Here is a 23,913-nt window from a genome sequence, read left to right on the forward strand (position 1 = left end):
AACAGGTAGTTATCCTGCGTCCGTTTCTGCGAGTGGAGTGGTAGTGACCGCGCCCAACGTTCCCGCCGGCCTCCGCGAACGCGCGGAGGAGAAGTTCTTCGGGATCATCAACAATCCCCCCGACGTCGAGCCCTACGAGACCTACCGCTGGTTCCACGCCAACGCCCCCGCCTTCGTCACCGACTCCGGGATGCTGATCCTGACGCGCTTCGCCGACGTCGAACCGGCGCTGCGCCGCCGCGAGCTCGGCCGGGGCAGGGAGTCGGTGCTCAACCTCACCAGCCTGCCGCCCGAGCTGATCGAGCCGGTGATGACCCGGTGGAAGCGCACCATGGTGTACGCCAATCCGCCCCTGCACACCCGGATCCGGCGGCGCGTCGCCTACGCCTTCGGCCCGCACTTCGTCGAAACGCTCCGGGACTCGGTCCGCGCCCGGGCCCGCGAGCTGCTGGACGAGCTGGCCGGCACCCCCGGCGGGAACTTCATGGAGCTGGTGGCCTACCCGCTGGGCACGACCGTCCTCGGCGACCTCCTCGGGGTGCCGCACGCCGACCGGGACCACGTCATGGCCCTGGCACTGGACGCCATGAAGATCTTCGACCCGCAGACCGCGGCGGCGGAACTGCCCGCCTGCGCCCGCGCCGAGATCGAGCAGGCCGAGTACTTCGGCGCGCTGCTGGCGGAGCGCCGCCGCGAACCCCGCGACGACCTGCTGAGCCGGCTGGTCGCCCCGGCCGACGACGACCCGCTCGACGAGATCGAGTTGGTGGCGACGGCGGCGAACCTCATGAACGCGGGCATCGACACCGCGCCCAACCTCCTGGGCAACGCGCTGTACGCGCTGCTGGAGGAGCCCGCGCAGCTCGCCCTGCTGCGCGAGGACCCCGGCCGGATCCCCCGCGCCGTGGACGAGCTGGCGCGCTTCGACCCGCCGCTCAACCTCAACCCGCGCACCGCCCTGGAGCCGTGCACCGTGGCGGGCTTCGATCTGGAACCCGACCAGATCGTCGTGAGTGTCCAGGGCGCGGCCAACCGCGACCCGAGGCGGTTCACCGACCCCGACCGGCTGGACGTCCTGCGCGACGAGGGGTCCTCCCTGGCCTTCGGCGGCGGTATCCACTCCTGCCTGGGCGCGCACGTCGGGCCGCTGGAGGTGCGGGAACTGCTGGCCGAGCTGGTGACGGGGTTCCGCGTGATCGAGCCGGGCGGTCCCGCCCGCCGCCGTCCCGGCCACAATCTGCGGGGGTTCGCCGACCTTCCGCTGACGCTGCGCCGGTAGCGGACGGCCGCGAGGAGATGGCGATGCGCGTGCTCTTCCTGACCACCCCGCTGGTCAGCCACACCATCCCGCTCGTCCCGTTCGCGTGGGCGCTGCGCGCGGCCGGCCACGACGTGCTGTTCGGCACGACCGGGCCCGCCCTGTCGGTCGCCGACGCCGGCGCGCTCGTCGCCGACTTCGACCCGGACGGGCGGTGCCCCTCGGTCGCCGAACTGAACGCCCGGCGGCCCGACATCGTCCGGCTCCGGGCCACGAAGGTCGCCGACGGGTGGCCGCTGCTGGCCGAGGTCACCCGCCGGTACGCCGGTGCGATGACGGCGCTGGCGCGCCGGTGGCGGCCGGACCTGATCGTGACCTCCCAGCTGCAGGGCGGCGGGCTGCTGGCCGCGGCCGCGACGGACGTGCCGGTCGTGGAGCACCGCTCCAGCCTGCTGCGCGGCGACGACTACTTCGACCGGCTTCCGGAGCTGATCCCCGAGACGTTCGACGCGCTCGGCGTGGCGGGACCGCCGCGCCGCCGGGTTTCGCTGGAGGTCGCCCCGCCGAGCATGGCGCCGGACGACGGCGCCTGGCCGATGCGCTACGTGCCGTTCAACGGCGGCGGCGTCCTGCCCCCGGAACTGACCGGGCCGCCGGACCGCCGCCGGATCGCCGTCACGGTCGGCACCAACATCATGGCGCCCGACATGGCGCTGTTCTTGGACCGCACCCTCGAAGCGGCACGGGAGATCGACGCCGAGTTCGTCCTCCTGATGGCGGGGGTCGTCCCGAGCGGAGAGGCGGACGGACCGCTGCGGCACCCGCCGGGCAACGTGCGCCTCCTGCGCGAGTGGGTGCCGCTGCGCGCGGTGCTCGCGGGCTGCTCGGCGATCCTCCACCACGGCGGCGCGGGATCCATCCTCGCCGCCCTCGACGGCGGCGTCCCGCAACTCGTCGTCCCGTCGGGCGCGCCCAGCTTCCTGCAAGCGGACGTGGTGCGGGAGCGCGGCGCCGGGCTGGTCACCGCCGCCGGCGACTTGGACGCCGCGTCGATCCGGCGGGTGCTGGACGACGCGCGGCTGCGGGACGCGGCGCGGGACGTCCGCGACGAGATCGCCCGGATGCCGGCCCCGGCCGATCTGGTGGACCGTGTCCTGGCGCTGGGCGGCTGAGCGATGACGGTCGAGGCGGGGGCGGTCCACGGCGCGGACGCCCTGCTGTACGGTCCCGCGGTCTTCCGGGCGGCGGCGCTGGTCCGCGACCGGATCACCGTCGAGGCGTCCGGGCGGCGGCATCCGCTGTCCCCGGTGTCGGCCGGATTCGTCGCGTTGCGGACGGACCCGCCCGCGTCCGGCGCGCACCGCATCGCGTCGACCGCGCTGGCGGCGGGACGGCCCGTGGCGCTGGTGGGCCGGGCCGCCGCCCGGACGGCGGCCTCGCTCGCGGACGCGACGGGCGGCCACTGGCTGCGCCCGCCCGGCCCCGCGCCGGGCGGGGCCCGCGAACCGTGGCGGCGCTGCCACTTCGTCGTCCCCGGTACGTTCGTGGCCGCCCGCGCCGCGGCGATCCGGCGGCTGCACCGCGACCGGCGTCCGCGCGTCCCGCCGCCCTTCCAGCTGCTGACCGCCGTCGGGGTGGGGCCGTGGGTGCGCGGGGACGGTGCGCGGGTGCGCCGTGCCCTGGCGCGCGCCGAGGCGGTGGTCGCGACCGACTGGACGTTCCGCAACACCCTGCCGGCGCTCGGGCTGCGGACGACCGCGGGCCGCCACGCCGTGCCCTATGACGCCATGAACTACGACGCGACGGTGACCGGCATCAGCGACACGGTGGACCGGCTGCAGGACGCCGGGGTCGGCGAGGTCGTCCTGCTCGTCGAGGGGAACCCGGACACCTACGACGTGCTGGAGGGCCTGTCCCCGGTCCGGCGGCGGCTGGTCGTCGTGCCGGGTGTGCCGATCGGGCTGGCCGCCGCGGGAGAGCTGGGACGGAGCCTGGCCCGCGACCCCTTCGACCTGGGGTACGCCTACCTGTCGGGGCTGCCGGCCCGCCACGGCCAGACCCGCGAGCACCTGCTGCGGGAACTGGCCGGGTACCTCGCGGCCGGGCTGCCCTGCGCGCTGGTGGAGATGACGGCGGGGGACATCGGGCTCGTGCTCCGGGCGGCGCGGGACGCGCCGGAGCCGATGACCTGCGTGCTGCTCAGCGACCTGTACTCGCCGGACGCGCGGGTGGTGACGGCCGGCGCGGCGGAGGCGGGGGCGCGGACCCTCCTGGAGCACGCCCGCGGCCGTCTGACCACCCTCCTCGTCTTCAAGGAGAGCTTCCGTGCAGAACCGCTTCGCTGACCCGCTGCCCGCCGGAGTCCCGCTGGAACGCGTGGCCGCGGTCTTGGACGCGTTCCCGCCCGCCGGCGGCACGGAGACCGTCCCCCCGGGCTCCGCCGCCGGAGGCGGAACGGCCGGGCTGGTGTGCGGCGAGCCCGGCTCGCGCGTGCGGATCGCGCTGTTCGCGGTGGACGTGGCGGACGCGAGCGTCGACGAGGCCGTGGCGGCCGGAGCGGAGCTGCTCGTCGTCCGGCGTCCGGCGTTCCCGGGCGCCGCGGCTTCCGCCGACGCGGCGCGGCTCGCGCACCGGCTGGGGGCCGGCGGCGTGGCGCTCTACATCCGCGGGGCGGGGGAGGCCGACGGCCCCTCGGACGTCCTGGCGGAGCGGCTGGGCCTGGGCGGCGCCCGTCCGCTGCCGCCCGCCGAAGAACGGGCGGACCTCGTGGTCACCTCCGTGCCGCACGCCGCCGCCGACCGGGTGATCGACGCGCTCGCGGCGGCGGGCGCCGGCCGCATCGGTGCGTACGACCGCTGCGCGTGGACGGCCGCCGGTGTCGGCACGTTCGTGCCGCAGGACTCGGCCCGTCCGGCGGTCGGCGCGGCGGGGCGGACCGAGACGGTGCCGGAGACCCGGGTGGAGATGATGCTGCCCCGCGCCCGCCGCGCCGCGGTGGTCGCCGCGTTGACGGCCGCGCATCCCTACGAGGAACCGCCGTACTACCTGGTCGAGCTCGCCGCGCGCCCCGGCGGCCGGGCGGACGGCCGGGCGGCCGCCCGCATCGGGGAGTTGTCCGCCGCGATGCCGCTGTCCGCCTTCGCGGCGCGCGCGGCACGGCTGCTCGGCGCGGGCGCCGCGGGGGTGCGCGCGGCGGGCGATCCGGAGCGGCCCGTGCGCACCGTGGCGCTCGGCGGCCTGTCCGGCGACGACGTGCTCGGCGACCCTGTACTCGGCGCGGGTGCGTCCGGCGCGGAGTGCCCGGACGCGCGAGGCCCGCACGCCGACGGCACGGATCTGCTCGCCGCGGCCGAGCGGAGCGGCGCGGACGTCTTCCTGTCGGGCCGCGTCCCGGACCGTCTCGCGGCGGAGGCGCGGCGCGGGCGCGGCCCGGCGCTGGTGGAGGTCGGGACCGGGACGGCGGCACGGCCGTGGCTGGAGGAGGCGGCGGCCCGGCTGGAACGCGGCCTGGGCGGCGCCGTGTCCGCCCGGGTCTGCGCGGCGGTCAGCGATCCATGGTGGCCTGCGGGGTGACGGCGTCGTCCGGCCGTCCGGGCCCGCCGCGGACGCTCGCGAAGGCGGCCGGCACGATCTGGGCCGCGGCGACGGCCGCGCCCGCCAGCAGGGCGAGCCCGGCCCCATGGACGAACGCGGCGTGGACGGCGCCCGCGGCGGCCTCCGCGACCGCGGGCGGCAGCCCGTCCGGCGCCGGCACCGCGCCCTGCGCGATCTCGCCGGTCCGCGCGGTGATCCCGGCGGCGGCGTCCTGCCGGAGGCCGGCGGCGGCGAGCCGGTCGGGGAGGACCGCGCCGATCCCCGCCGACACCAGCGTGCCGTACACCGAGATGCCGAGGGACATGCCCACCATCCCGGCGGTGTGCTGGAGCCCGGACGCCACACCCGCCAGCTCGGGCGGGGCGTTCGCGACGACGACCTCGGCGGCGACCGGGGCGGTGCACCCGACACCGAGCCCGAGCAGGAGCAGGAACGGGACGAGCGCGGCCACCGGCGTGTCCACGTCCAGCCGCGACAGCCCCAGCAGCCCGGCGGTGCTCAGCGCCGCCCCGCACAGCAGCGGCGGCCGGGGCCCGAGCCGCTGGTTGAGCATCCCGGCCACCGGGGCGGAGAGCGCGAACAGCGCCAGCACCGCCACCAGGACGCCGCCGGCCTGCGCCGGGCCGAGGCCCCGCACGTTCTGCAGGTAGAGCCCGATGAAGAAGACCGCCCCGAACATGGGGACGGGCGCGATGGTCGAGATCACCATGCCGACGGAGAACGGCCGGGACCGGAACAGCGCGGGCGGCACGAGGGGATGCGGGACGCGGGCGGACCGTACCGCCAGCACGACCAGCAGCGCGCCCGCCGCCGCGAACGCGCCGAGCACGCCCGCATCGCCCCATCCCGCGCCGGGCACGCGGATCAAACCCCAGACGGCACCGAACAGCACGCCGCCGAGCAGGAGGGCGCCGACCGGGTCCAGCGGCCGGTGCGCCGCCCCGGCCCGCCCGGCGGGGACGGCCGCGAGGGTCACCATCGCGGCGGCCGCGGCGATCGGGACGTTGACGAAGAAGATCCAGCGCCAGCCCGCCAGGTCGGCCACCACGCCGCCGACGAACGGCCCGCCCGCGATGGTGAGCGCCATCATCCCGCCCCAGATCCCGATGACCCGCTTGAGCTCGTCCGGCGGGAAGGCCAGCCGCAGGATCGCCAGGGAGCACGGCATCAGCACCGCGCCGCACGCCCCCTGCACCACCCGCCAGAAGATCATCATTTCGGCGGAGCCGGCGGTCCCGGCCAGCACCGACCCGACCGCGAACCCGCCGAGCCCGGCCAGGAACACCCGGCGGTGCCCGAACCGGTCGCCCAGCGTCCCGCCCGTGATGAGCGCGACGGCCGTGGCCAGCACGTAGGCGTTGGTCACCCACTGGAGCTGTGCCAGCCCGGCGTCCAGATCGCGCGCGATGAGCGGGTTGACGACGGCGACCGCGCTCATGTCGACGCCGTCCATCACCACCCCGAGGACCGCGGCCAGGACGATCAGCCGCGACCGCCGCGCACCGGCGGCCCGCGCGGGCTCACGCTGCGCGCGGCTCCGGTTCCGTAGCACCATCGACGACTCCTCAACTTTAAAAACATATACTAAGATTCGGGGCATCCGTCGCCAAGGGGGCCGCCGCGAACGATCCGGCCGGGATCGTCCGCCGGAGAGGAGACCGCCGTGCGGGTGCTGCTGCTGACCTACGGGACCCGGGGCGAGCTGGAGCCGTTCGTCGCACTGGGCAGGGCGCTGCGGGACGCCGGGCACGAGGCCGTCCTCGCGGGCCCGGCGCCGTTCGCGCCGTTCGCCGCCGCGCACGGCGTGGAGTTCGCCGCCCTCGACGCGGGACTGGCCGCCGGCCTGCGCGAGACCATGGCGGGCGGGCGCGGCGTGCTGCGCCGGATGTCGCTGGTGCGGACGCTCGCCGCCGGGGGACCCGCCCTGCGGCGCGTGCTCGACGACGCCTGGGACGCGGCGCGGGCGGTGCGGCCCGACGTGGTGGCGCACCACGCGTTCCCGATGGCGGGGCACCACCTGGCGGAACGGCTGGGCGTCCCCGGGGCGCTGGTGGTCCTGGACCCGATGTACCTGCCGACGAGCGCCTTTCCCAACCCGCTGTACCCCGCTCCCGCGCGGCTCCCGCGCGGCCTCAACCGCGCGACGTACGAGCTGCCGGCGCTCGCCTGGCGCTTCACCGCGCCGACCGTCGGCCGGTGGCGGCGCGAGGCCCTGCGGCTGCCCCGCGAACGGTCCGGGCGCGCGGCGGCGCGGCGGGTCGGCGAGGGGGCGCGGCTGGTGCTCAACGCCACGAGCCGGCACGTCCTGCCGCCGCCCCCGGACTGGCCGCCGGCGGTGCGGACCATCGGGTACCTGCGGCTGCCTCCGCCGCCCGGCTGGCGGCCGCCCGCCGCGCTGGCCGCGTTCCTGGACGCGGGGGAGCCGCCCGTGTGCATCGGGTTCGGCAGCGCGGTGGGGCGCGATCCGGCGGCGAGCGGTCGCATCGTCGCCGACGCGGTCGCGCGGGCGGGCGTCCGGGCCGTCGTCGTCGGCGGCGCGGGCGGGATCCGCGTCGACGATCCGGGGACGCGGGCCCGGCGGCTGTGCTTCGTGGACGAGGCGCCGTACGAGTGGCTGCTGCCGCGGGTGAGCGCCGTCGTCCATCACGGCGGCGGCACCACCACGCCCGCCGTCGCGTCCGGGCGGCCGCAGGTCGTCTGCCCGTTCGGGGGCGACCAGCCCTCCTGGGCGCGGGCCATGCACCGGATCGGCGTCGCCCCGCCGCCGCTGCCCCAGTCGCGGCTGACCGCCGCGGGCCTGGCGGCCGCCCTGCGGGAGGCGCTGGAGAGCCGGGAGATCGTGCGGCGGGCGGCGGACCTCGGGCGGCGGGTCCGCCGCGAGGACGCGGGGGCGGCCGCCGTCGCCGAGCTGACGGAGCTGCACCTGCGGGGCCGTCCCTTGCCCGTATCCGAGAAGCGATCATACTATATGAAATATAAGTATCTATCCGACGGCCCTGCGGGCGACGGCGACTTCCGGGAGAGAACGGGATGATCAACGCGTTCCAGCCGATGCTGGGCGAGGAGGAGCTCGCGGCGGTGGCCGAGGTCTTCCAGAGCAACTGGATCGGCAAGGGACCGCGGGTGCGCGCGTTCGAGGACGCCTTCGCCGCGCACCTCGGCGTCGGCCGCGACCAGGTCATGACGCTCAACTCCTGCACGGAGGCCACCTTCCTCGCGATGGAGCTGGCCGGGATCCGCCGGGGGGACGACGTGGTGCTGCCCGCCATCGCCTTCGTCGGGGCGGCGAACGCGGTCGCGGCCCACGGGGCGCGGCCGGTCTTCTGCGACGTCGACCGCCGCACCCTCAACCCGTCCGCCGCCGACGTCGAGGCGGCGCTCACCCCGGCGACCAGGGCGGTTCTCGTCCTGCACTACGCCGGCTACCCGGGCGACATCGCCGCGATCGCCGAGCTGTGCCGCGCCCGGGGCCTCCTGCTGATCGAGGACGCGGCGTGCGCGGTGGCCTCGCGGGCCGGCGGGCGGGCCTGCGGGACCTTCGGCGACTTCGGGGTGTGGAGCTTCGACCACGGCAAGATCGCGGTGACCGTCGACGGCGGGATGCTGTACGCGCGCGACCCCGAGGCCGTGCGGCGCGGCCGCAAGCGGGCCTACTTCGGGTTGGAGCAGTTCAGCGGCTTCGACCACGCGAAGGAGACCGACACCCGGTGGTGGGAGTTCGAGGTCGGTTCCTTCTCCCGCCGCTCGATCATGAACGACGTGACGGCCGCGATCGGCTGCGTCCAGCTCCGCCGGCTCCCCGACTTCCTGCGTCGCCGCCGCGAGGTCGTCGAACGCTACGACGCCGAGCTGGCCGGGCTGCCCGGCCTGCTGCTCCCGCCCCCGCCGCCCGCCGGGCACCGCACCTCCCACTACATGTACTGGGTGCAGTTCGAGGAGGAACGCGTCCGTGACGAGGTCGCGCGGGACCTGTACCGCCGGAACGTGTACGCCACGTTCCGCTACCCGCCGCTGCACCGCGTCCCGATCTACGGCTCGGACGCCCGGCTCCCCGGCGCCGAGCACGCCGCCGACCGGACGCTCTGCCTCCCGCTGCACCAGGGACTCGGGGACGCCGACGTGGACCTGATCGTCGAGACGGTGCGCGCGTCCGTTTCGCGCCGGTCCGCCCCCGCCTCCGGCGCGGCCCCCACGCCGGCCGCCGCCCACGACGCCTGACGGGACGGGACCGGCGATGGGTTACGGACGACGGCACGCGGAAATCTACGACGCCGTGTTCACCGGCCGCGGCAAGGACTGGGAGGGCGACGCCCGCCAGGTCGCCGGGCTGGTCCGCGAACGCCGTCCGGACGCCCGGTCGCTGCTGGACGTCGCGTGCGGCACCGGCGCCCACCTGGAGCGCTTCGCCGCCCTGTTCGACGACGTCGCCGGGCTGGAGGTCGCGGAGGCGATGCGGGAGATCGCGGTGCGGCGTCTCCCCGGAGTGCCCGTGCACGCGGGGGACATGCGCGACTTCGACCTCGGCCGGACCTTCGACGCCGTGGCGTGCCTGTCGTCCTCGATCGGCTACCTGCCCGAAGTGGGCGACCTGTACGCGGCGGTCGCCCGCATGGCCGGGCACCTGAACCCCGGCGGCGTCCTGGTGATCGAGCCCTGGTGGTTCCCGGAGCGGTTCGTCGAGGGCTACGTCGGCGGCCACCTGGTCCAGGACGGGGACCGGATCATCTCCCGTGTCTCCCACTCCACCCGCAAGGAGCGCGCCGTCCACATCGACGTCCGGTTCGTCGTCGCGGATCCCCGTACGGGCATCGACGTCTTCACCGAGACGGAGGTCGTGACGCTGTTCGAGCGGGCGGAGTACGAGGGAGCCCTCCGCAGCGCGGGATGCACGGTCGAACTGCTCCCAGGCGGCCCGTTCGGACGGGGCCTGCTCGTGGGCGCCCGCCGGTGACGGGCGCGCCGCGCCCATCGTGGCGGACCGCTTCTCTATATGTACCTGAAGTGATAGCTTCCCCGTGGTCCGACATCCACAACACGCATCACCGGAGGGTGAGATGCCCGTTGCCGGAACCCTGGAGATCGCCGACGGTCGGTACAGCGTGCGGTTCGAACGGCGGCTGCCCCACTCGGTGGACCGGGTGTGGCGCGCGGTCAGCGACCCGGCCGTGCTCGCGGAGTGGTTCCCCGCCGAGATCGAGCTGGAGCTGCGCGAGGGCGGCACGGTCCGCCAGTCCTTCCCCGGCGGCATCCGGATGCCGCCGGGCACCGTGACCGCCTGCGACCCGCCCCGCCTCCTGGAGTTCGTCGAGTCCAGCGAGGGGCTGCCGCTGGACGGGGCGGGCGACGACCGCCTGATGCGCTACGAGCTGACCCCGGACGGCGACGGGTGCGTCCTCGTGTTCGTCAACGCCTTCGGCGACCGCGCGGGCGCGGCCAGCTTCGCCACCGGCTGGGAGACCTGCCTGGACGCGCTCGAGCAGGTGCTGGACGGCAAGGAGGTCACCGTCCCGGAGAACTACGCGAGCCTGCACGAGGAGTACGTCGCGAGCTTCGGCCCGCCGGACGGCTCCGCGGAGCGCGGCCCGGACGGCTGGACGATCTCCTTCGAGCGCCAGCTGCCGTACCCGAAGGACGCGGCCTGGAAGGCCCTGGCGGGTGCCGCCCCCGACGAGACGGACCTCGCGGCGGGCGACGCCGTCCCGTCCGGCTTCACGGCGGGCCGCGCGGCGGGCGGCAGCGTCACCGAGGTGGACGCGCCCAAGGTGCTGGAGTTCCGGACGGAGTCGGCCGGCACGGTGCGCTGGCGGCTGGAGCAGGGGCCGGGCGGTGCGCGCGTCCACCTGACCCACCTGCTGCCCGGCGACGAGCCGGCCGACCGCCGCGTCGGGGACCTCGCCGAGTGGCACGCGAGGCTGGAACGGCTCGCCGACGAACTCGGCGGCCGCGGCCCGCGCCCGTCCGGCCGGGTCGAGGAGCTCGAGGCGCACTACCGGGCGCTGCACGGCTGACGCCCGTCCGGTGGCCGGTTCGAGTCACGCCGCCGATCGCCGCGGGCCGTCCCGCGCCGCCGGGCCCGGTGCCGTCCGGGACTTCTCCGGGGAGCGGGTCCTCGTCACCGGCTCCGGCGGATTCATCGGCACCGCGCTGCTGCGGCTGCTGCGGGACGCGCGGCCCGCCGCGCTGCTCGCGCCGCGGCGGGCCGACTGCGACCTGCTGGACGAGGCGGCGGTGCGCGCGGTCTTCGAGGCGTTCCGGCCGACGCTCGTCGTGCACCTGGCCGGATGGGTGGCCGGAGTGCGCGGCAAGATCGAGCACGGCGGGGAGGCGTTCTACGAGAACGTCCGGATGGGCCTCGCCGTCGTGGAGGCGGCCCGGCGGGCGGAGGCGCGCAAGGTCGTCGTGGCGGGCAGCGTCGGCGGCTACCCGGACGGGGTGCCGCCGCCGCTGCGCGAGGACGACCTGTGGAAGGGGCCGCCGCACTGGTCGGAGGGCCCGTACGCGCAGGCCAAGCGCGCCCTGCTCGCGATGCTGGAGGCGTACCGGGGCCAGTACGGGCTCGACTACGCCTACCCGATCTGCACCAACGTCTACGGGCCGGGCGACCGGTTCGACGAGCGCTCCACGTTCGTGCTGCCGTCGCTGGTGCGGCGTTTCGTCCAGGCGGGCCGCGAGGGCCGCGACCAGGTGGTCGTCTGGGGCGACGGCAGCCCGTCCCGCGACTTCCTGTACATCGACGACGCCGCCCGCGGCTTCGCCGTCGCTGCGCTGCGCGGCGACGGCCCGCTGAACCTGGCCAGCGGCCGGTCCGTCACGATCCGGCGGCTCGCGGAGACCGTCGCCGAGATCACCGGCTACCGCGGCGAGATCGTCTGGGACGACGCGCGGCCCAACGGCCGGGCCTCCCTCGGGTTCGACATCGGCCGGATGACCGCGCTGGGCTGGCGCGCCGAGGTGGACCTGCGCGAGGGCGTCCGCCGTACGCGCGACTGGTACCTGGAGACGCTCGGCCGTCCGTTATGAGCGCGATCCGGAGGCTTGTCACCTTCCACAGTTAACTATATCTTTTTAAAGGATAGTGACTGAGGAGGTCCCTGTGCCCGCGTCCACGCTTCGGTGGCGGCGACCGGCGATCGCCCTGGTCGTCGCCGTGCTCATGGTGACGAGCGTGCTGGTGGGCTTCCACCGGTCCGCCCGCGCCGAGGTCAAGGTGACGACCTCGAGCGTTGAAGGATCCGACGGCAAGACGTATTCGGTGACAAATCATATAGTGCGAAGGGATGTGCCGCGGCACCCCCGCCGCGAATGGCTGCTCGTCTGGACGGGCGCCGCGAACCACCCGGAGGACGGCGCCGCGAAGGGGCACCGGCACGGATCCGCGTCCGGGGACGACGGCGCCGCCCCCGACTTCCTCGCCGTGATCGACGCGACCGAGGGGTCGCGGACGTACGGCCAGGTCGTCAACACGGCGACGGTCAGCCCGCTCGTCAACGGCGAGCCGCACCACATGCAGTACATGTGGCACAAGGGCCGCCGCGTGTTCGCGGGCACGATGTTCACCGACACCACGTACGTCTTCGACGTCGCCCGGCTTCCCGAGATCCGGCTGACCGGGGTCAACCTCTCCCAGGACACGCCGTGCGGCTCGGTGCCCGACGCCTTCGTGACCACGAGCGACGGCGCCGCCTACGGCTCGTACATGGGCGGGCCCGACGTGTCGGGTCCGTGCCGCTACACCAACGGGGAGACGCGGATCGGCAACGGCTTCGCCGGCTCCCCGGGCGAGCTCGTCCGGATCGGCGCGGACGGCCGGACCCGGAGCGAGACGCCCGCGGCCCTGGCCGGCGGCGAGGATCCCGACAAATGCCGCAACATCCCGCCCATCGAAGAGGCCACCTGCGCGAATCCGCACGGCATCCAGGTGCGCGAGGACCTCGACCGGCTCATCATGAGCGACTTCGCCGAGGTGCGGAACTACCTCGACCCCGACACCAACCAGAGCGATCCCCGGCTCCTTCGGGACACCCTGCGGATCTTCGACATCTCCGACCGGGACCGGCCGCGCCTGCTGTCGGTGTCGGAACTGCCCACCGGGCCGCGTCCCGACCAGCTCCCCGCGTTCGACGAGGACCGCATGGTCATGGAAACCGCGGTCACCCACGGGCGTGAGCACCGCGGCGCGTTCGCGTCGACGATGGCCGGGGGCGCGGTGTTCTACACGCCGGACATCACCGCGAAGAAGCCGGAGTGGCGCGAGGTGTTCGACAGCACCGCCGCGTACGAGAGGCTCGGCCTGGACCTGACCGGCTCGAACGCCGGAAGCAGCTGGCTCCAGGTCAGCCCCGATGACCGGTACCTGTTCCAGGCGGTCATGGGCTCGGACCCCCGCCTTCCCGAGGGGGAGACGAGCGGCATGGTCTTCGTCCTGGACGTGCGCAGGCTGCTGGCGTCCGGCGACGATCCCCGGTGCGAGATCGACGCGCCGGCCGAGGTGTCGGAGGGCGGCGCCGAGCGGGACTGCCCGGCGCTGATCGACGCCCAGCAGATCAAGGGCGGCCTCGGCGGCCCGCAGGGCCGGGTCGGGACCGGCCCGCACTGGGGCGCGATGGACAACTTCCGGCTCGGGTGGGACGGCCGCTACCACGAGACGAAGAGCATCCGCCGCATCGCCACCAGCAACTACTTCGTGGCGCAGACGGGGATCGACGGCGACCACAAGGTCTGCATCACCCGGTTCCATCCGCGCACCGGCCTCAGCATCGACCGGGCGTTCCGGGACGAGGTCACCGGAGAACCCTGCGTCGACTTCGACCGCACCTCGTGGCCGCACGGCGAGCGCGGCCACGCCCGTCCGCACGGGGTGCTCTTCGCGGTCGCGGACGCCGATCTCCGGTGACGCCCGCCGGGGCGCGCCCGCGCGTCCCGGCCCGACCCCGACTCCGACCACGACCCCGACTCCGACCACGACCCCGCGCCCGCACCCGGGCCACCCTGTGAGGAGAGGACCGTGAACGCCGAAGCCGTGCGCGATCGGCAGCGCGCCGAGTGGGCGCTGTCGGCCCCCGGATGGGCCCGGTACCGGGCCAACTTCACCGAGCCCGGACGGGCGATCAACGACGCGTTGCTGCGGCTGGCCGGCGTCGCGCCGGGCGCGCGGGTCCTCGACCTCGCCTGCGGGGTCGGCAACCCGGCCTTCGAGATCGCCGAGCGGGTGGGCCCGCGCGGATCGGTGCTCGGGCTCGACATCAGCCCGGAGATGGTGGCGGCGGCCGCCGCCCGCGCCGAGGAGTCCGGCATCGCCAACGCGCGGTTCCGGACGATCGAGACCGAGTGCGACCTCGCGGTGCCGCCGGGCGCCTTCGACGCGGCGACCTGCCGGGCGGGCCTGCAGTACATGCCGGACCGGCCCGCGGCGCTGCGCGCGGTGCGCGACGCGCTGCGGCCCGGCGGGCGGTTCGCCGCGATGACGATCGGCGCCGCCGACCGCTGCGTGCCGTTCCGGCTCAGCAACGAGGTCCTCGCCCGGCACCTGCCCATGCCCACGACGACCCCCGCCCGCGACGAGCCCGGCCCGGTGGACCTGTCGTCGCCGGACGAACTGGCGGAGCTGCTGCGGGACGCCGGATTCACCGGCGTCGAGACCCGCGTGTTCGAGGCGCCGATCTTCGAGGCGGCCGACCCGGTCCAGGCGTGGGCGATGTTCGTCCGCACCGCCGGGCCGGTGCTGGCGCTGTACTCCTCGCTGGAGGAGGAGCGCCGCGAGGCGATCAGCGACGACGCGGTGCGCGCCTTCGCCGCGGAGTTCCCGGAGGGGCCGGTCCGGCCGACCGGCGAGATCCTCGTGGCCGCGGGGACCCGGCCCGACTGAAGCGCGACCGCAAGGATGGAGCAGGCCAGTGGGAATCAGTGATGTGCGCGGCGCCGAGCCGCCGGTCGAGGGCGGCGGCGCCGGCCCGCGGACCGAACCGGGCGCGCGCCCGCCGGACGCGGCGTCCGCCGTGCCCGGCCGCGGGCCGCTGCCGCCGGTCGCCTGGCGGCCGGTCGCGGCCGTCGCGGCGCTGACCGGTCTCGTTCGGGTGCTGACCAACCCCCTTTTCGACCACGGTGGCGACGAGCTGTACTTCCTGGCGGTCGGCGAGCGGTACCTGGGGTCGACGTGGGCCGACCAGCCGCCGCTCGTGCCGGCCCTGGCCGGGGCCATGGACGCCTTGGCGTCCGGTTCGCAGACGGTGCTGCGGCTTCCGGCGGTCCTGGCCGTCGTCGCGGCGCTGGTCCTCACGGCGCTGCTGGCCAGGGAGCTCGGGGGAGGGCGCCGGGCGCAGGTGCTGGCCGCACTTGTGTTCGCCACCTCGTCGTTCTTCAGCCTCGGCAGCCGGATGAACGCCCACCCGTTCGAGGTCCTGACATGGACGGCCGCCATCCTGCTGCTGGTGATGTGGCTGAACCGGCGCGACGACCGGTTCCTGCTGGGCGTGGGCGCGGTGACCGCGGTCGGCCTGCAGGTCTCGCTCCACTTCCTGGAGTTCTGGGCGGTGGCGGTGGTGGTCACCCTGGCGTGCGGGCCCCGGGAGCTGCTGAGGCGGCCGATGCTGTGGGTGGCGGGAGCGGTGTCGGTGCTGTCGCTCGTCCCCACCGTGCTGTGGTCCGCGGCGAACGGCTGGCGGCACCTCGAGCGCGTCGGCCAGACGTCGAGCGAGGGCGACCCGTTCGTCAACCGGGTCGCGCTGCTGCCGATGTCCCTGGTGTACGCGGGCTTCGTGGTGGCCGCGGCGCTGCTCCTCTACGGGGCCTGGCGGCTGCTGCGCTCCCCCGAGCTGCGGCCCTACCGGTTCCTGGGATGGTTCGTCGTCGGGCTGGTGGTGCTCTACATCGCGGCCAACGGCAAGGGCTACTACACGATGGGCCTGTTCCCGCTGTGCTGGGCCGCGGCGTCCGTTGAGCTCCTGCGCAGGCCGCGGCCGAAGTGGGCGAAGGGCGTGTTCTGGGCCGCGCTGGCGGTCTCCACCGTCATCACGCTGGCGCCGACGCTGGCCGCCGACACGATGGTGCCGCACTGGCGGCAGCAGGTCGCCGCCGTGTTCGACGTGCACGAGCGGCTGGAGCCCGCCCGGCGGTCCGCGACGGCGGTGGTCTCGCACCAGTACGGTCTCGCCACCGCGATCGACCGGTACGGGCCGTCGCACGGCGTCTCCCGCGCCTACAGCCCGGAGGGCGGCTACTGGTATTTCGGACGGCCTCCGGAGTCGGCGACGAACGCCATATATATCGGTAGCGACCGGGCGGACCTGCTCCAGTACTTCGACGACGTGCGCCCGGCCGGACGGGTGCCCGATGGCGACTGGCTGGAGCGCGGCTCGGCGGGGGAGCCGATCTGGCTGTGCTCGGGCCTCCGGAAACCGTGGGCGGAGACGTGGGAGAGCATGCGGCGGGTGCAGCTCAGCGGGCAGACCGGGCACGGCTCCGACGGCAAGTCGATCCGGTGAAGGTTGCCGCCTCCGATCGGCTCCTATAGCTTTCTAAACGAACTGCCCGAGCGCGAACCGATACGCACGCCGGGAGGGATTCGGTGGAGGTAGACGCCGACGCGGCCGTGGAGGCCGCCGGTCTGGTCAAGAGGTTCGGCGACGTCCGTGCGGTCGACGGCATGGATTTGACCGTCCCGTACGGAACGGTGTTCGGCCTGCTGGGCCCGAACGGGGCCGGGAAGACGACGGCGATCCGGATGCTGGCCACGCTGCTGCGGCCCGACGCCGGACGGGCCAGGGTCCTCGGGCACGACACGGTCGCGGATCCGGGCGCGTTGCGCGGCCGGATCGGCCTGACCGGCCAGTACGCCTCGGTCGACGAGGACCTGACCGGCCTGGAGAACCTGACGCTGCTGGGCCGGCTGCTCGGCCGTCCGCGCGCGTCGGCGGCCGGCCGTGCCCGCGACCTGATCGACGCGTTCGGCCTGGCGGACGCGGCCGGCCGCCAGGCGCGCACGTACTCGGGCGGCATGCGGCGCCGCCTGGACATCGCCGCGAGCCTGGTGGGCGCGCCGGAACTGCTGTTCCTGGACGAGCCGACCGTCGGGCTGGATCCGCGCAGCCGCGCGTACGTGTGGGACGTGGTCGGCGAGCTGGCCCGGGGCGGCACCACGGTGCTCCTGACCAGCCAGTACCTCGACGAGGTCGACCGGGTCGCCGACCGGATCGCCGTGGTCGACCACGGCACGGTGGTCGCCGAGGGGACCAGCGGCGAGCTGAAGACCTCGGTCGGCGCGGGCGTGCTGCGCGTCCGGCTGATCGACGCCGGACAGCGCGAGCGGGCCGAGCGGGTGCTGGCGCAGGAGCTGGGCGCGGCCGTCCGGCGGGAGTCGGACCACGCCGCGCTGTCGGTCCGCACCGACGACGCCGAGGGCGCCGGACGGGCGCTGGCGCGGCTGTCGCGGGAGGGAGTGGGCGTCGGCGACTTCGCGCTCGGCCAGCCGAGCCTGGACGAGGTGTTCCTGGCGCTCACCGGACGGCCCGCCGCCGACGGGGTCGCGGGGAGCGAGGGAGCCCGCGCCGTGCCGGTCCCCGGTGCGGACCCGCGGGACGAACCGGCGGCGCCGGTGGACGCGAGGGGAGAGGACGCGCGATGACGACGGAGGAGACACGGCGGGCCGCGCCCGGCGCGCCCGGCCCGTCCGGGCGGGGGCTCTGGGAGCGCGAGCGGTTCGCGCCGCCCGGCCCGGCGACCGCGGTGCTCGTCCACGGCGAACGGGCACTGCTCAAGATCAAGCACGCACCGCAGCAGCTCATCGACATCTTCGTGATGCCGCTGGTGTTCCTGCTGATGTTCACCTACCTGTTCGGCGGCGCGATCGGCGGGTCCACGCGCGAGTACCTCCAGTACCTGCTGCCCGGCATCCTGGTGCTGTCGGTCATGACCGTCACCCTGTACGCGGGGACGGCGCTGAACACCGACATCACCGGCGGCGTCCACGACCGTTTCCGCACGCTGCCCTTCTGGCAGCCCGCGTCGGTGGTGGGCACGCTCTTCGGCGGCGTCGTCCGCTACACCATCGTGCTGACGGTGGGCGTGCTCGTCGGGCTGGCGCTGGGTTTCCGGCCGGACGCCGGGGTGGGCGGAGTGGTGCTGACCGTGCTCGCCCTGCTGCTGTTCGCGATCAGCGTGGGGTGGGTGTTCACCGCGCTCGGCGTGGTCGTCCCGACCCCGGACACGATCACCACCGCCGGGATGATGGTGCTGGGCCCGCTGCTGTTCACCAGCAACATCTTCGTCGACCCGGACACGATGCCCGGGTGGATGCGGTTCATCGTCGACCTGAACCCGGCCACGCACGCGGCCACCGCCGCGCGCGGCCTCATGCACGGGACCGCGACGGCCGGGGAGATCGGCGTGCTCCTCGGCATCTGCGCGGCGCTGACCATCGTCTTCCTGCCGCTCACGGTGCTGCTGTACCGGCGGCGGTAGCCGGGCACCGCGATGATCACCAGGGCGTGCTTCCTGTGCGGCGAGCCCGGGTTGACCCCGGTCATCGATCTCGGCCCGCATCCGCTCGCCGACACGTTCCTCAAGCGTTCGCAGCTGCGCGAACCCGAGACGCGTTACCCGCTGACGGTGGTCGCCTGCGCCCGCTGCGGCCACCTGATGACGGGGCACGTCGTCCCCGCGGCGACGCGCTACCAGGCCAGCGAGTACAGCTACACCTCCTCCAACTCCGCCGTCTCCCTGGCGCACTTCGACGAGCTCGCGCGCGACGCCGTGCGGGTCGCGGGCATCGGCCCCGGCGACCTGGTGGTGGACATCGGCTCCAATGTCGGCACGCTGCTGGCCGGGATCGCCGGGCACGCCCGCTGCGCCGTCCTCGGGATCGACCCCTCGCCCAACATCGCCCGGCTGGCCGAGCGCGCCGGGATTCCCACCGTTCCCGACTTCCTGCACGCCGGGGTCGTCGACGACATCGTGCGCCGTGCCCGCCCCAGGCTGGTCACCGGGACGAACGTGGGCAACCACATCGAGGACCAGCGCGCCTTCGCGCGCGACACCGACGCGCTGCTGGCCCCCGACGGGGTCCTCGCCCTGGAGGTGCCGTACGCGGGGACGCTGGTGGAGGAGACGTCGTTCGACACGATCTACCTGGAGCACGTGTGCTACTTCTTCCTGGCGCCGCTGAGGCGGTTCTGGGCGGAGTACGGGTTCCGGGTCGCGCACGTGTCCTTCAACGCCTACATGGGCGGCACCATGCGCGTCTACCTCGCCCGTCATCTGCCCGAGGACCCCCGCGTGGAGGAGCTCGTGCGGCGGGAGGAGGAGCGGCGCTACTTCGCGCCGGAGACCTACCGGGCGTTCATGCGGCGGGTGGTCCGCCTGAAGACGTCCCTGATGCACCGGCTGTACGAGATCCGGGCCGGGGGAGGGCGCATCGTCGGCGTCGGCGCCGCGACCAAGGGCAACACCCTGCTCAACTACTGCGGCATCGACGGCGCCCTGCTCGCGTACGTCACCGACACCTCGCCGCTGAAGGTGGGCAAGTACACCCCGGGTTCCCGGCTGCGCATCCGGCACGACGCCGAGCTCCGCGCGGACGAGGTCACCCACGGGCTGATTCTGCCGTGGAACCTGCAGCGCATGCTGGGCAGGAAGCTCGCCGGGATCGGGATCGAACCGGTCGTGCCGCACCCGGCGCCCCCGCCCGAGCCGGCGGTCGCGCGGTAAGGGGGCGCCCGCCTCGTCCGCGCCGCCCGGCGGGCGTCAGCCGACGGCGGGGCCGGGGAGGCCGTCCTCGGGGCGGCCGCGGGTGAGCGCGGGCCGCGGTCCCCGCCGCCGGTGCGACAGGGCCCACAGGTACCACTTCAGATAGGCGGGCAGCCAGTGCCACATCCGGAACTTGGAGCGGCCCGCGGTGCGGGTCCGCCATGTCGTGGGCAGTTCGGTGATGCGCGCGCCGTCCATGAACGCGCGGACGGTGATCTCCATGGCGAGGGCGAAGCCGCCCTTCTCGTCCAGGTCGAGCCGGTCCAGGAGCGCCTTGTCGTACAGCCGGAAGTTGTTCGTCACGTCCCGGGTGGGCACGCCGCGCAGCCGGTGCAGGCTGACGCCGGCGGTCCTGGACAGCAGCCGCTTGACCACCGGCCCGCCGACCTGCCGGCCGCCGGGCGCCCAGCGGCTCGGGCAGACGATGTCCGCGCCGGCGAGGTAGCGCCGGTACATCTCGGGGACGAGGGACAGGTCGTCGGACAGATCGGCCATCGCCACCAGGACCGGGCCCTCGTCCACCTGGGCGAACCCGGTGCGGACGGCGCCGCGCCCGCCGCGTCCCCAGGCGTTCTCGACCAGCCGGACGGTCGGGTCCGCGGCCGCGATGGCGCGCAGCGGCGGCAGGGTCGCCCGCTCGTCCGCGTCGTAGACCACGATGAGGCGCCGTGGGAGGCGGACCTCGGCCCGCACCTGCCGGTAGAAGCGCTCCACGTTGTCCTGCTCGTTCCGCACCGGTACGACGATGTGCAGCGGCGGGTTGTCAGGGCCCGGCACGGCACGCCCCTCTCGCTGGTATCGAAAAATAAACTATCTATCCAGATTATCTCCTAAAACGCATGTTTTGAGGATTGACACTATAATTATATATAGCGATACTGGCGCCGGGCGGCGGTGCTCCGGAACCCGGACCGCGGCCTGCGGGAAGTGCAGCCGGACGTTGGGCGGGTGACGCGCGTTGACCGAGAGCAAACCGATCATGGAGCGTGCCGGGGATCTGGCGGTACGCCGGTTCGGCCTGCTGATGGCCATCGGCGTCGTGGCCGAGATCATCGCGATCATCGTGCTGCTGCGCGTCCGGCCGATGCCGCTGCCGCACATCGACGTCGACCTGTACCGGGTGGCGGTGAAGGAGTGGCTGGCGGGCGGTGACGTGTACGGCCAGCTGCCGCCCACCCGGGCCGGATGGGCCATTCCGTACATCTATCCGCCCTTCGCGCTGGTGCTGCTGTACCCGCTCGGCGTGCTGCCCTGGTCCGTCGTGGTGACCGGGTGGTTCGCGCTGTCGGTGCTGGCGGTGGCCGCGACGCTGTACGCGGCGGCCCGGCGGACCTGGCCGTCCGGCGGTGCCCGCGGCGCCCTCGTGGTGACGATGCTGGCGCTGCCGGTGGCGACCGTGCTGGTCAATCCGGTGCGCGAGACGCTCGGCATCGGGCAGATCAACGTGCTCCTCATGGGCCTGGTGGCGCTGGACTGCCTCATCGAGCGGCCGCGCTGGCCGCGCGGCATGCTCGTGGGCATCGCGCTGGCCGTCAAGGTGGCCCCGGCCGCCTTCCTGCTGTTCTTCCTGCTGCGGCGGGACGTGCGCGCGCTGGTGGTGAGCGGGGCGACCGCGCTGGTGGCGACCGCCGTCGGGTTCGCGGCGATGCCCGAGACCGCGTGGAACTACTTCTCGGGCGGCATGGCGCCGGTGCGGGCGCTCAGCGGCGTGCCGATGGCCGCCAACCAGAACCTGCGGGCCGTGCTGGCGCGGTTCGACGTGCCGGGCGCGCAGGCCTGGTGGATCGTGCTGGTGCTGCTGGTGGTCGCCGCGACGGCGGTCGCGATGTGGTGGGCGCTGCGCGAGCGCGACCCGGCCCTCGCCCTCATGATCAACGCGCTGGGCGCGCTCCTGGCGGCGCCGATCGCCTGGACGCACCACTGGGTGTGGGTTGCCCCCGCACTGGTCGTCCTCACCGGGCGCGCGCTGCGGACGCGCTCGTGGGGGTGGGCGGCCGCCGCCGCCGTCACGTTCGCCGTGTTCTCCTACGGCTGGTACGAGCGCCTGCCGATGCTGGAGAACCGCGAGCTCGACTGGAGCCTTGCCCAGCACGTTCCCGGCGACGCGTACGCCGCGCTGGGCGTGCTCCTGCTGCTCGGCGTGACCCTGACGGCCGTCCGCGGGCTCCGGGGGGAGCGGACCGAGCCGGCCGGGACCGCCGAACGCGAGGTGGCCGAGCCCGCAGGCGGCACCGCCTGACGCGGCCGTCCGCGGACGGGTTGTTCGGGACGGCCCGTCCGCGGACGGCGGCCGTGCCCGGGGCGCGGCCTCAGCCCGTCCGGCGGAAGACCGCCAGGAGGTACTCGTTCGTGACGGCCATGCCGCCGTCGGCCGCCGGCTCCGCGTGCTCGGCGACGACCGCGAGCGCGGCTTCCCGGATGCGCGCGTACTCCCGCTCGGGCATGGTCTCCCGGGCCGCCGCCGGACCGCCGTTCCGCTCGAACTCCTCCCACAGCGCCTCGGCGGACGGGTAATGCCAGACGAGCCCCCGGCGCTCGAGCCGCACCGGCTCCGCCGACGGCCCGAGCAGCGCCTTCAGCTCCGCCTCGTCGCCCCACAGGAACGGGGAGGAGAAGTCGTCGCACGCCTCGGGGGCGGGGCCGAGGTCCGCGAGGGCGCGCGACATGCTCGCCGCGAAGCCGGTGGGCGTCCAGTTGGCCAGGCCGAGGACGCCGCCGGGGCGCAGCACGCGCAGCATCTCCTCCGCCGCCGCGCGGGGCCGTGGCGCGAAGTTGGCGGCGAACACGGCGAGCACCTGGTCGAAGGTCGCCGGCTCGTAGGGGAGATCTTCGATGTCCGCCTCGTCCCACTCGACGGGGAGGCCCTGCGCGGTGGTCCGCTCCCGCCCGGCGCGGACCATCGCCGGGGTCAGGTCGGCGGCCGTGGCGCGCGCCCCCGCCCGCGCGGCGGCGACCGCGGCGTTGCCGGTCCCGGCCCCCACGTCGAGGACGTGCACCCCGGGGCCGGCCGCGCAGGCGGCGACCAGTTCCTCCGCGGCCCCGGCCAGCCGCTCGGCCATCGGCGCGTAGTCGCCGGCCTCGAACGACTCGCGCGCCGCTTGCTTGAATTTCATATAGTCAACGCCCATGCCGTCATGCTAGCCGAACGGGCCGGTTCCGGCCAGGACGCCCGCGCGGTCGCGGACCGCCGCGTGCGTTCGCCCCTCGCGCGGCTAACGCAGCGGCCCCGAGATCGCGGTGATGGTGCCCCCGGGCAGCCAGCCGTCCCCGGTGTGATGGCCGGCCGCGCCGCCGGGCGCGGGGAAGCGCACCGGCGACGCCGCGTACAGCCGGGCGGTGCGGGGGCGCTCCGTCCCGCCCGCGGCCAGCCACGCGTCGTACCCGACGGCGGTGGGCGGCTCCCCCGGGAAGCTCTCCGCCAGCGACGCGGCGTACGCCATCGGCAGGTCGCCGCGCGGGGAGAAGCGCAGCGGTACGAGCTGCCCGGCCGGGAGGGTGAGCAGCCCCGGCGCGAGCAGCCAGGGGGCCAGGTACGTGCCGGAGCCGCGCACCCTTCCCGCCGCGACGTCGCCGACGACGGCGTGCGCGTCCCGCCATCCGGAGACGACGATGACGGGACGATCCGGCCGCGGCTCGTCCGTCACCGCGACGCCCAGCCGGCGGGCCGCCTCGCGCACCCGCCGCGCGGCCTCCCGGGAACGCGGGGAGGAGTCGTGGCGCAGCATGACCGAGCGCACCCCGCGCCGGGCGACGAACGCCACGGTCGAGCGGAGCGCCGCGGCGTCCAGCTCGTCCAGGGCGTCGGCCGGGCACCGGCGCGGCGTGCGGTCGCGGCCCGCGGCCAGCCCGCCGAGCGCGGCGCTCACGCACTCGGGCCCGTCGTTCCAGGAGATCGTGGACCGGGCGGTGCCGGTGCCGGTGTCGACGCGGATCGCCGACTCGTGCCCGCCGTGCCGGATCCACAGCCGTCCCGGGCCCGGGGCCAGCCGCGCCATCGCCCACCATCCCTCGACGCCCGGGACCGGCGCCGCGGCCGACAGCGCGCCGGGGTCGGTGCCCAGCTCGGCCGGCCCCGGGACCCGCACCAGGTTCCAGCCCGGACGGTTCGGCACGATCACGACGGAGGGACGGCCGTTCGCGCCGGTGCGGATCACGGGAACGCCGGGACGTACTCCGGCGGGGAGCGCGACCACGACGGCCGCGGCGACGGCCGGCACGGCCGCGACCGCGGTCACCCGCACCCGGGCCCGCCGTCCGGCCCCGGTCGCCGCGGGGGCGGGCGCGCCCCCCCGGCCCCCCACGACCGTACTGACCCAGCTCGA

The 23,913-nt window shown here is 75.1% G+C and carries 20 protein-coding genes; 16 read left to right on the forward strand and 4 right to left on the reverse strand.

The window, feature by feature from the left end:
- Positions 1–43 precede the first annotated feature (43 nt).
- The 4 genes from AB0L25_RS15035 to AB0L25_RS15050 are packed head-to-tail and all read left to right on the forward strand — an operon-like array spanning position 44 to position 4,831.
- Positions 44–1,279: a cytochrome P450 gene (locus tag AB0L25_RS15035; RefSeq protein WP_500172216.1), complete on the forward strand. Its 1,236-nt coding sequence runs from the start codon at positions 44–46 to the stop codon at positions 1,277–1,279.
- Between the two features lie 23 nt (positions 1,280–1,302).
- Positions 1,303–2,430, forward strand: a complete 1,128-nt coding sequence (locus AB0L25_RS15040; RefSeq protein WP_500172218.1) for a nucleotide disphospho-sugar-binding domain-containing protein — start codon at positions 1,303–1,305, stop codon at positions 2,428–2,430.
- A 3-nt stretch (positions 2,431–2,433) separates the two neighbouring features.
- Positions 2,434–3,603, forward strand: a complete 1,170-nt coding sequence (locus tag AB0L25_RS15045; RefSeq protein ID WP_500172220.1) for an SAM-dependent methyltransferase — start codon at positions 2,434–2,436, stop codon at positions 3,601–3,603.
- Positions 3,584–4,831 (forward strand): Nif3-like dinuclear metal center hexameric protein, encoded by a 1,248-nt coding sequence (locus AB0L25_RS15050; protein WP_500172222.1) that lies wholly within the window; start codon positions 3,584–3,586, stop codon positions 4,829–4,831. Before AB0L25_RS15045 ends, AB0L25_RS15050 begins: the two co-directional genes overlap by 20 nt.
- Here the strand turns inward: AB0L25_RS15050 and AB0L25_RS15055 are convergent.
- Positions 4,803–6,407: a DHA2 family efflux MFS transporter permease subunit gene (locus AB0L25_RS15055; RefSeq protein WP_500172224.1), complete on the reverse strand. Its 1,605-nt coding sequence runs from the start codon at positions 6,405–6,407 to the stop codon at positions 4,803–4,805. The genes AB0L25_RS15050 and AB0L25_RS15055 overlap by 29 nt on opposite strands.
- A 108-nt stretch (positions 6,408–6,515) precedes the next feature.
- On the opposite strand from AB0L25_RS15055, the gene AB0L25_RS15060 reads away from it, so the two are divergent.
- The 11 genes from AB0L25_RS15060 to AB0L25_RS15110 all read left to right on the forward strand — a co-directional run bounded on the left by AB0L25_RS15060 (position 6,516) and on the right by AB0L25_RS15110 (position 19,552).
- Entirely contained in the window at positions 6,516–7,886 is a 1,371-nt protein-coding gene (locus AB0L25_RS15060) for a glycosyltransferase (protein ID WP_500172226.1), read from the forward strand.
- Positions 7,883–9,070, forward strand: a complete 1,188-nt coding sequence (locus tag AB0L25_RS15065; protein WP_500172228.1) for a DegT/DnrJ/EryC1/StrS aminotransferase family protein — start codon at positions 7,883–7,885, stop codon at positions 9,068–9,070. The genes AB0L25_RS15060 and AB0L25_RS15065 overlap by 4 nt, the downstream gene beginning before the upstream one ends.
- A 16-nt stretch (positions 9,071–9,086) precedes the next feature.
- Entirely contained in the window at positions 9,087–9,803 is a 717-nt protein-coding gene (locus AB0L25_RS15070; protein ID WP_500172230.1) for a class I SAM-dependent methyltransferase, read from the forward strand.
- Positions 9,804–9,906: 103 nt separating this feature from the next.
- Positions 9,907–10,860 (forward strand): SRPBCC family protein, encoded by a 954-nt coding sequence (locus tag AB0L25_RS15075; RefSeq protein ID WP_500172232.1) that lies wholly within the window; start codon positions 9,907–9,909, stop codon positions 10,858–10,860.
- Positions 10,861–10,870: 10 nt separating this feature from the next.
- Positions 10,871–11,872 (forward strand): NAD-dependent epimerase/dehydratase family protein, encoded by a 1,002-nt coding sequence (locus AB0L25_RS15080; protein WP_500172234.1) that lies wholly within the window; start codon positions 10,871–10,873, stop codon positions 11,870–11,872.
- Between the two features lie 73 nt (positions 11,873–11,945).
- Positions 11,946–13,745 carry a hypothetical protein gene (locus tag AB0L25_RS15085; RefSeq protein WP_500172236.1) on the forward strand — a complete coding sequence of 600 codons (1,800 nt, stop codon included), beginning with the start codon at positions 11,946–11,948 and terminating at the stop codon, positions 13,743–13,745.
- A 111-nt stretch (positions 13,746–13,856) separates the two neighbouring features.
- Positions 13,857–14,717 carry a class I SAM-dependent methyltransferase gene (locus AB0L25_RS15090; protein WP_500172238.1) on the forward strand — a complete coding sequence of 287 codons (861 nt, stop codon included), beginning with the start codon at positions 13,857–13,859 and terminating at the stop codon, positions 14,715–14,717.
- A gap of 28 nt (positions 14,718–14,745) precedes the next feature.
- Positions 14,746–16,332, forward strand: a complete 1,587-nt coding sequence (locus tag AB0L25_RS15095) for an ArnT family glycosyltransferase (RefSeq protein WP_500172240.1) — start codon at positions 14,746–14,748, stop codon at positions 16,330–16,332.
- 83 nt (positions 16,333–16,415) lie between these two features.
- The gene (locus AB0L25_RS15100; protein ID WP_500172242.1) at positions 16,416–17,471 is read left to right on the forward strand and encodes an ATP-binding cassette domain-containing protein; all 1,056 of its coding nucleotides are present in this window, start codon (positions 16,416–16,418) and stop codon (positions 17,469–17,471) included.
- Positions 17,468–18,307 (forward strand): ABC transporter permease, encoded by an 840-nt coding sequence (locus AB0L25_RS15105; protein WP_500172244.1) that lies wholly within the window; start codon positions 17,468–17,470, stop codon positions 18,305–18,307. The genes AB0L25_RS15100 and AB0L25_RS15105 overlap by 4 nt, the downstream gene beginning before the upstream one ends.
- A gap of 12 nt (positions 18,308–18,319) precedes the next feature.
- On the forward strand, positions 18,320–19,552 hold the full coding sequence (locus AB0L25_RS15110) for a methyltransferase domain-containing protein (protein WP_500172246.1): 1,233 nt from the start codon (positions 18,320–18,322) through the stop codon (positions 19,550–19,552).
- A gap of 36 nt (positions 19,553–19,588) precedes the next feature.
- Here AB0L25_RS15110 and AB0L25_RS15115 read toward each other — a convergent pair whose 3' ends face one another.
- Complete coding sequence (locus tag AB0L25_RS15115; RefSeq protein ID WP_500172247.1) at positions 19,589–20,368, reverse strand: glycosyltransferase; 780 nt, start codon at positions 20,366–20,368, stop codon at positions 19,589–19,591.
- Positions 20,369–20,549: 181 nt separating this feature from the next.
- Between AB0L25_RS15115 and AB0L25_RS15120 the strand changes: the two genes are divergently transcribed.
- A complete protein-coding gene (locus AB0L25_RS15120; RefSeq protein ID WP_500172249.1) occupies positions 20,550–21,830 on the forward strand; it encodes a glycosyltransferase 87 family protein in 1,281 nt (426 codons plus the stop codon).
- Positions 21,831–21,900: 70 nt separating this feature from the next.
- On the opposite strand, the gene AB0L25_RS15125 is transcribed toward AB0L25_RS15120, so the two are convergent.
- Together AB0L25_RS15125 and AB0L25_RS15130 are read right to left on the reverse strand one after the other, a co-directional pair.
- The gene (locus AB0L25_RS15125; protein WP_500172251.1) at positions 21,901–22,719 is read right to left on the reverse strand and encodes a class I SAM-dependent methyltransferase; all 819 of its coding nucleotides are present in this window, start codon (positions 22,717–22,719) and stop codon (positions 21,901–21,903) included.
- Between the two features lie 84 nt (positions 22,720–22,803).
- Positions 22,804–23,913, reverse strand: a 1,110-nt coding sequence (locus tag AB0L25_RS15130) for a hypothetical protein (RefSeq protein WP_500172253.1), incomplete at its 5' end; no start/stop codon positions are given.

The organism is Spirillospora sp. NPDC052242, from assembly GCF_040679555.1.
GTDB lineage: Bacteria > Actinomycetota > Actinomycetes > Streptosporangiales > Streptosporangiaceae > Spirillospora.

Coding starts and splice junctions, on each gene's coding strand:
- AB0L25_RS15110 (WP_500172246.1), top strand. CDS start 18,320: ATGATCACCAGGGCGTGCTTCCTGTGCGGCGAGCCCGGGTTGACCCCG.
- AB0L25_RS15055 (WP_500172224.1), bottom strand. CDS start 6,407: ATGGTGCTACGGAACCGGAGCCGCGCGCAGCGTGAGCCCGCGCGGGCC.
- AB0L25_RS15045 (WP_500172220.1), top strand. CDS start 2,434: ATGACGGTCGAGGCGGGGGCGGTCCACGGCGCGGACGCCCTGCTGTAC.
- AB0L25_RS15065 (WP_500172228.1), top strand. CDS start 7,883: ATGATCAACGCGTTCCAGCCGATGCTGGGCGAGGAGGAGCTCGCGGCG.
- AB0L25_RS15040 (WP_500172218.1), top strand. CDS start 1,303: ATGCGCGTGCTCTTCCTGACCACCCCGCTGGTCAGCCACACCATCCCG.
- AB0L25_RS15075 (WP_500172232.1), top strand. CDS start 9,907: ATGCCCGTTGCCGGAACCCTGGAGATCGCCGACGGTCGGTACAGCGTG.
- AB0L25_RS15105 (WP_500172244.1), top strand. CDS start 17,468: ATGACGACGGAGGAGACACGGCGGGCCGCGCCCGGCGCGCCCGGCCCG.
- AB0L25_RS15125 (WP_500172251.1), bottom strand. CDS start 22,719: ATGGGCGTTGACTATATGAAATTCAAGCAAGCGGCGCGCGAGTCGTTC.
- AB0L25_RS15070 (WP_500172230.1), top strand. CDS start 9,087: ATGGGTTACGGACGACGGCACGCGGAAATCTACGACGCCGTGTTCACC.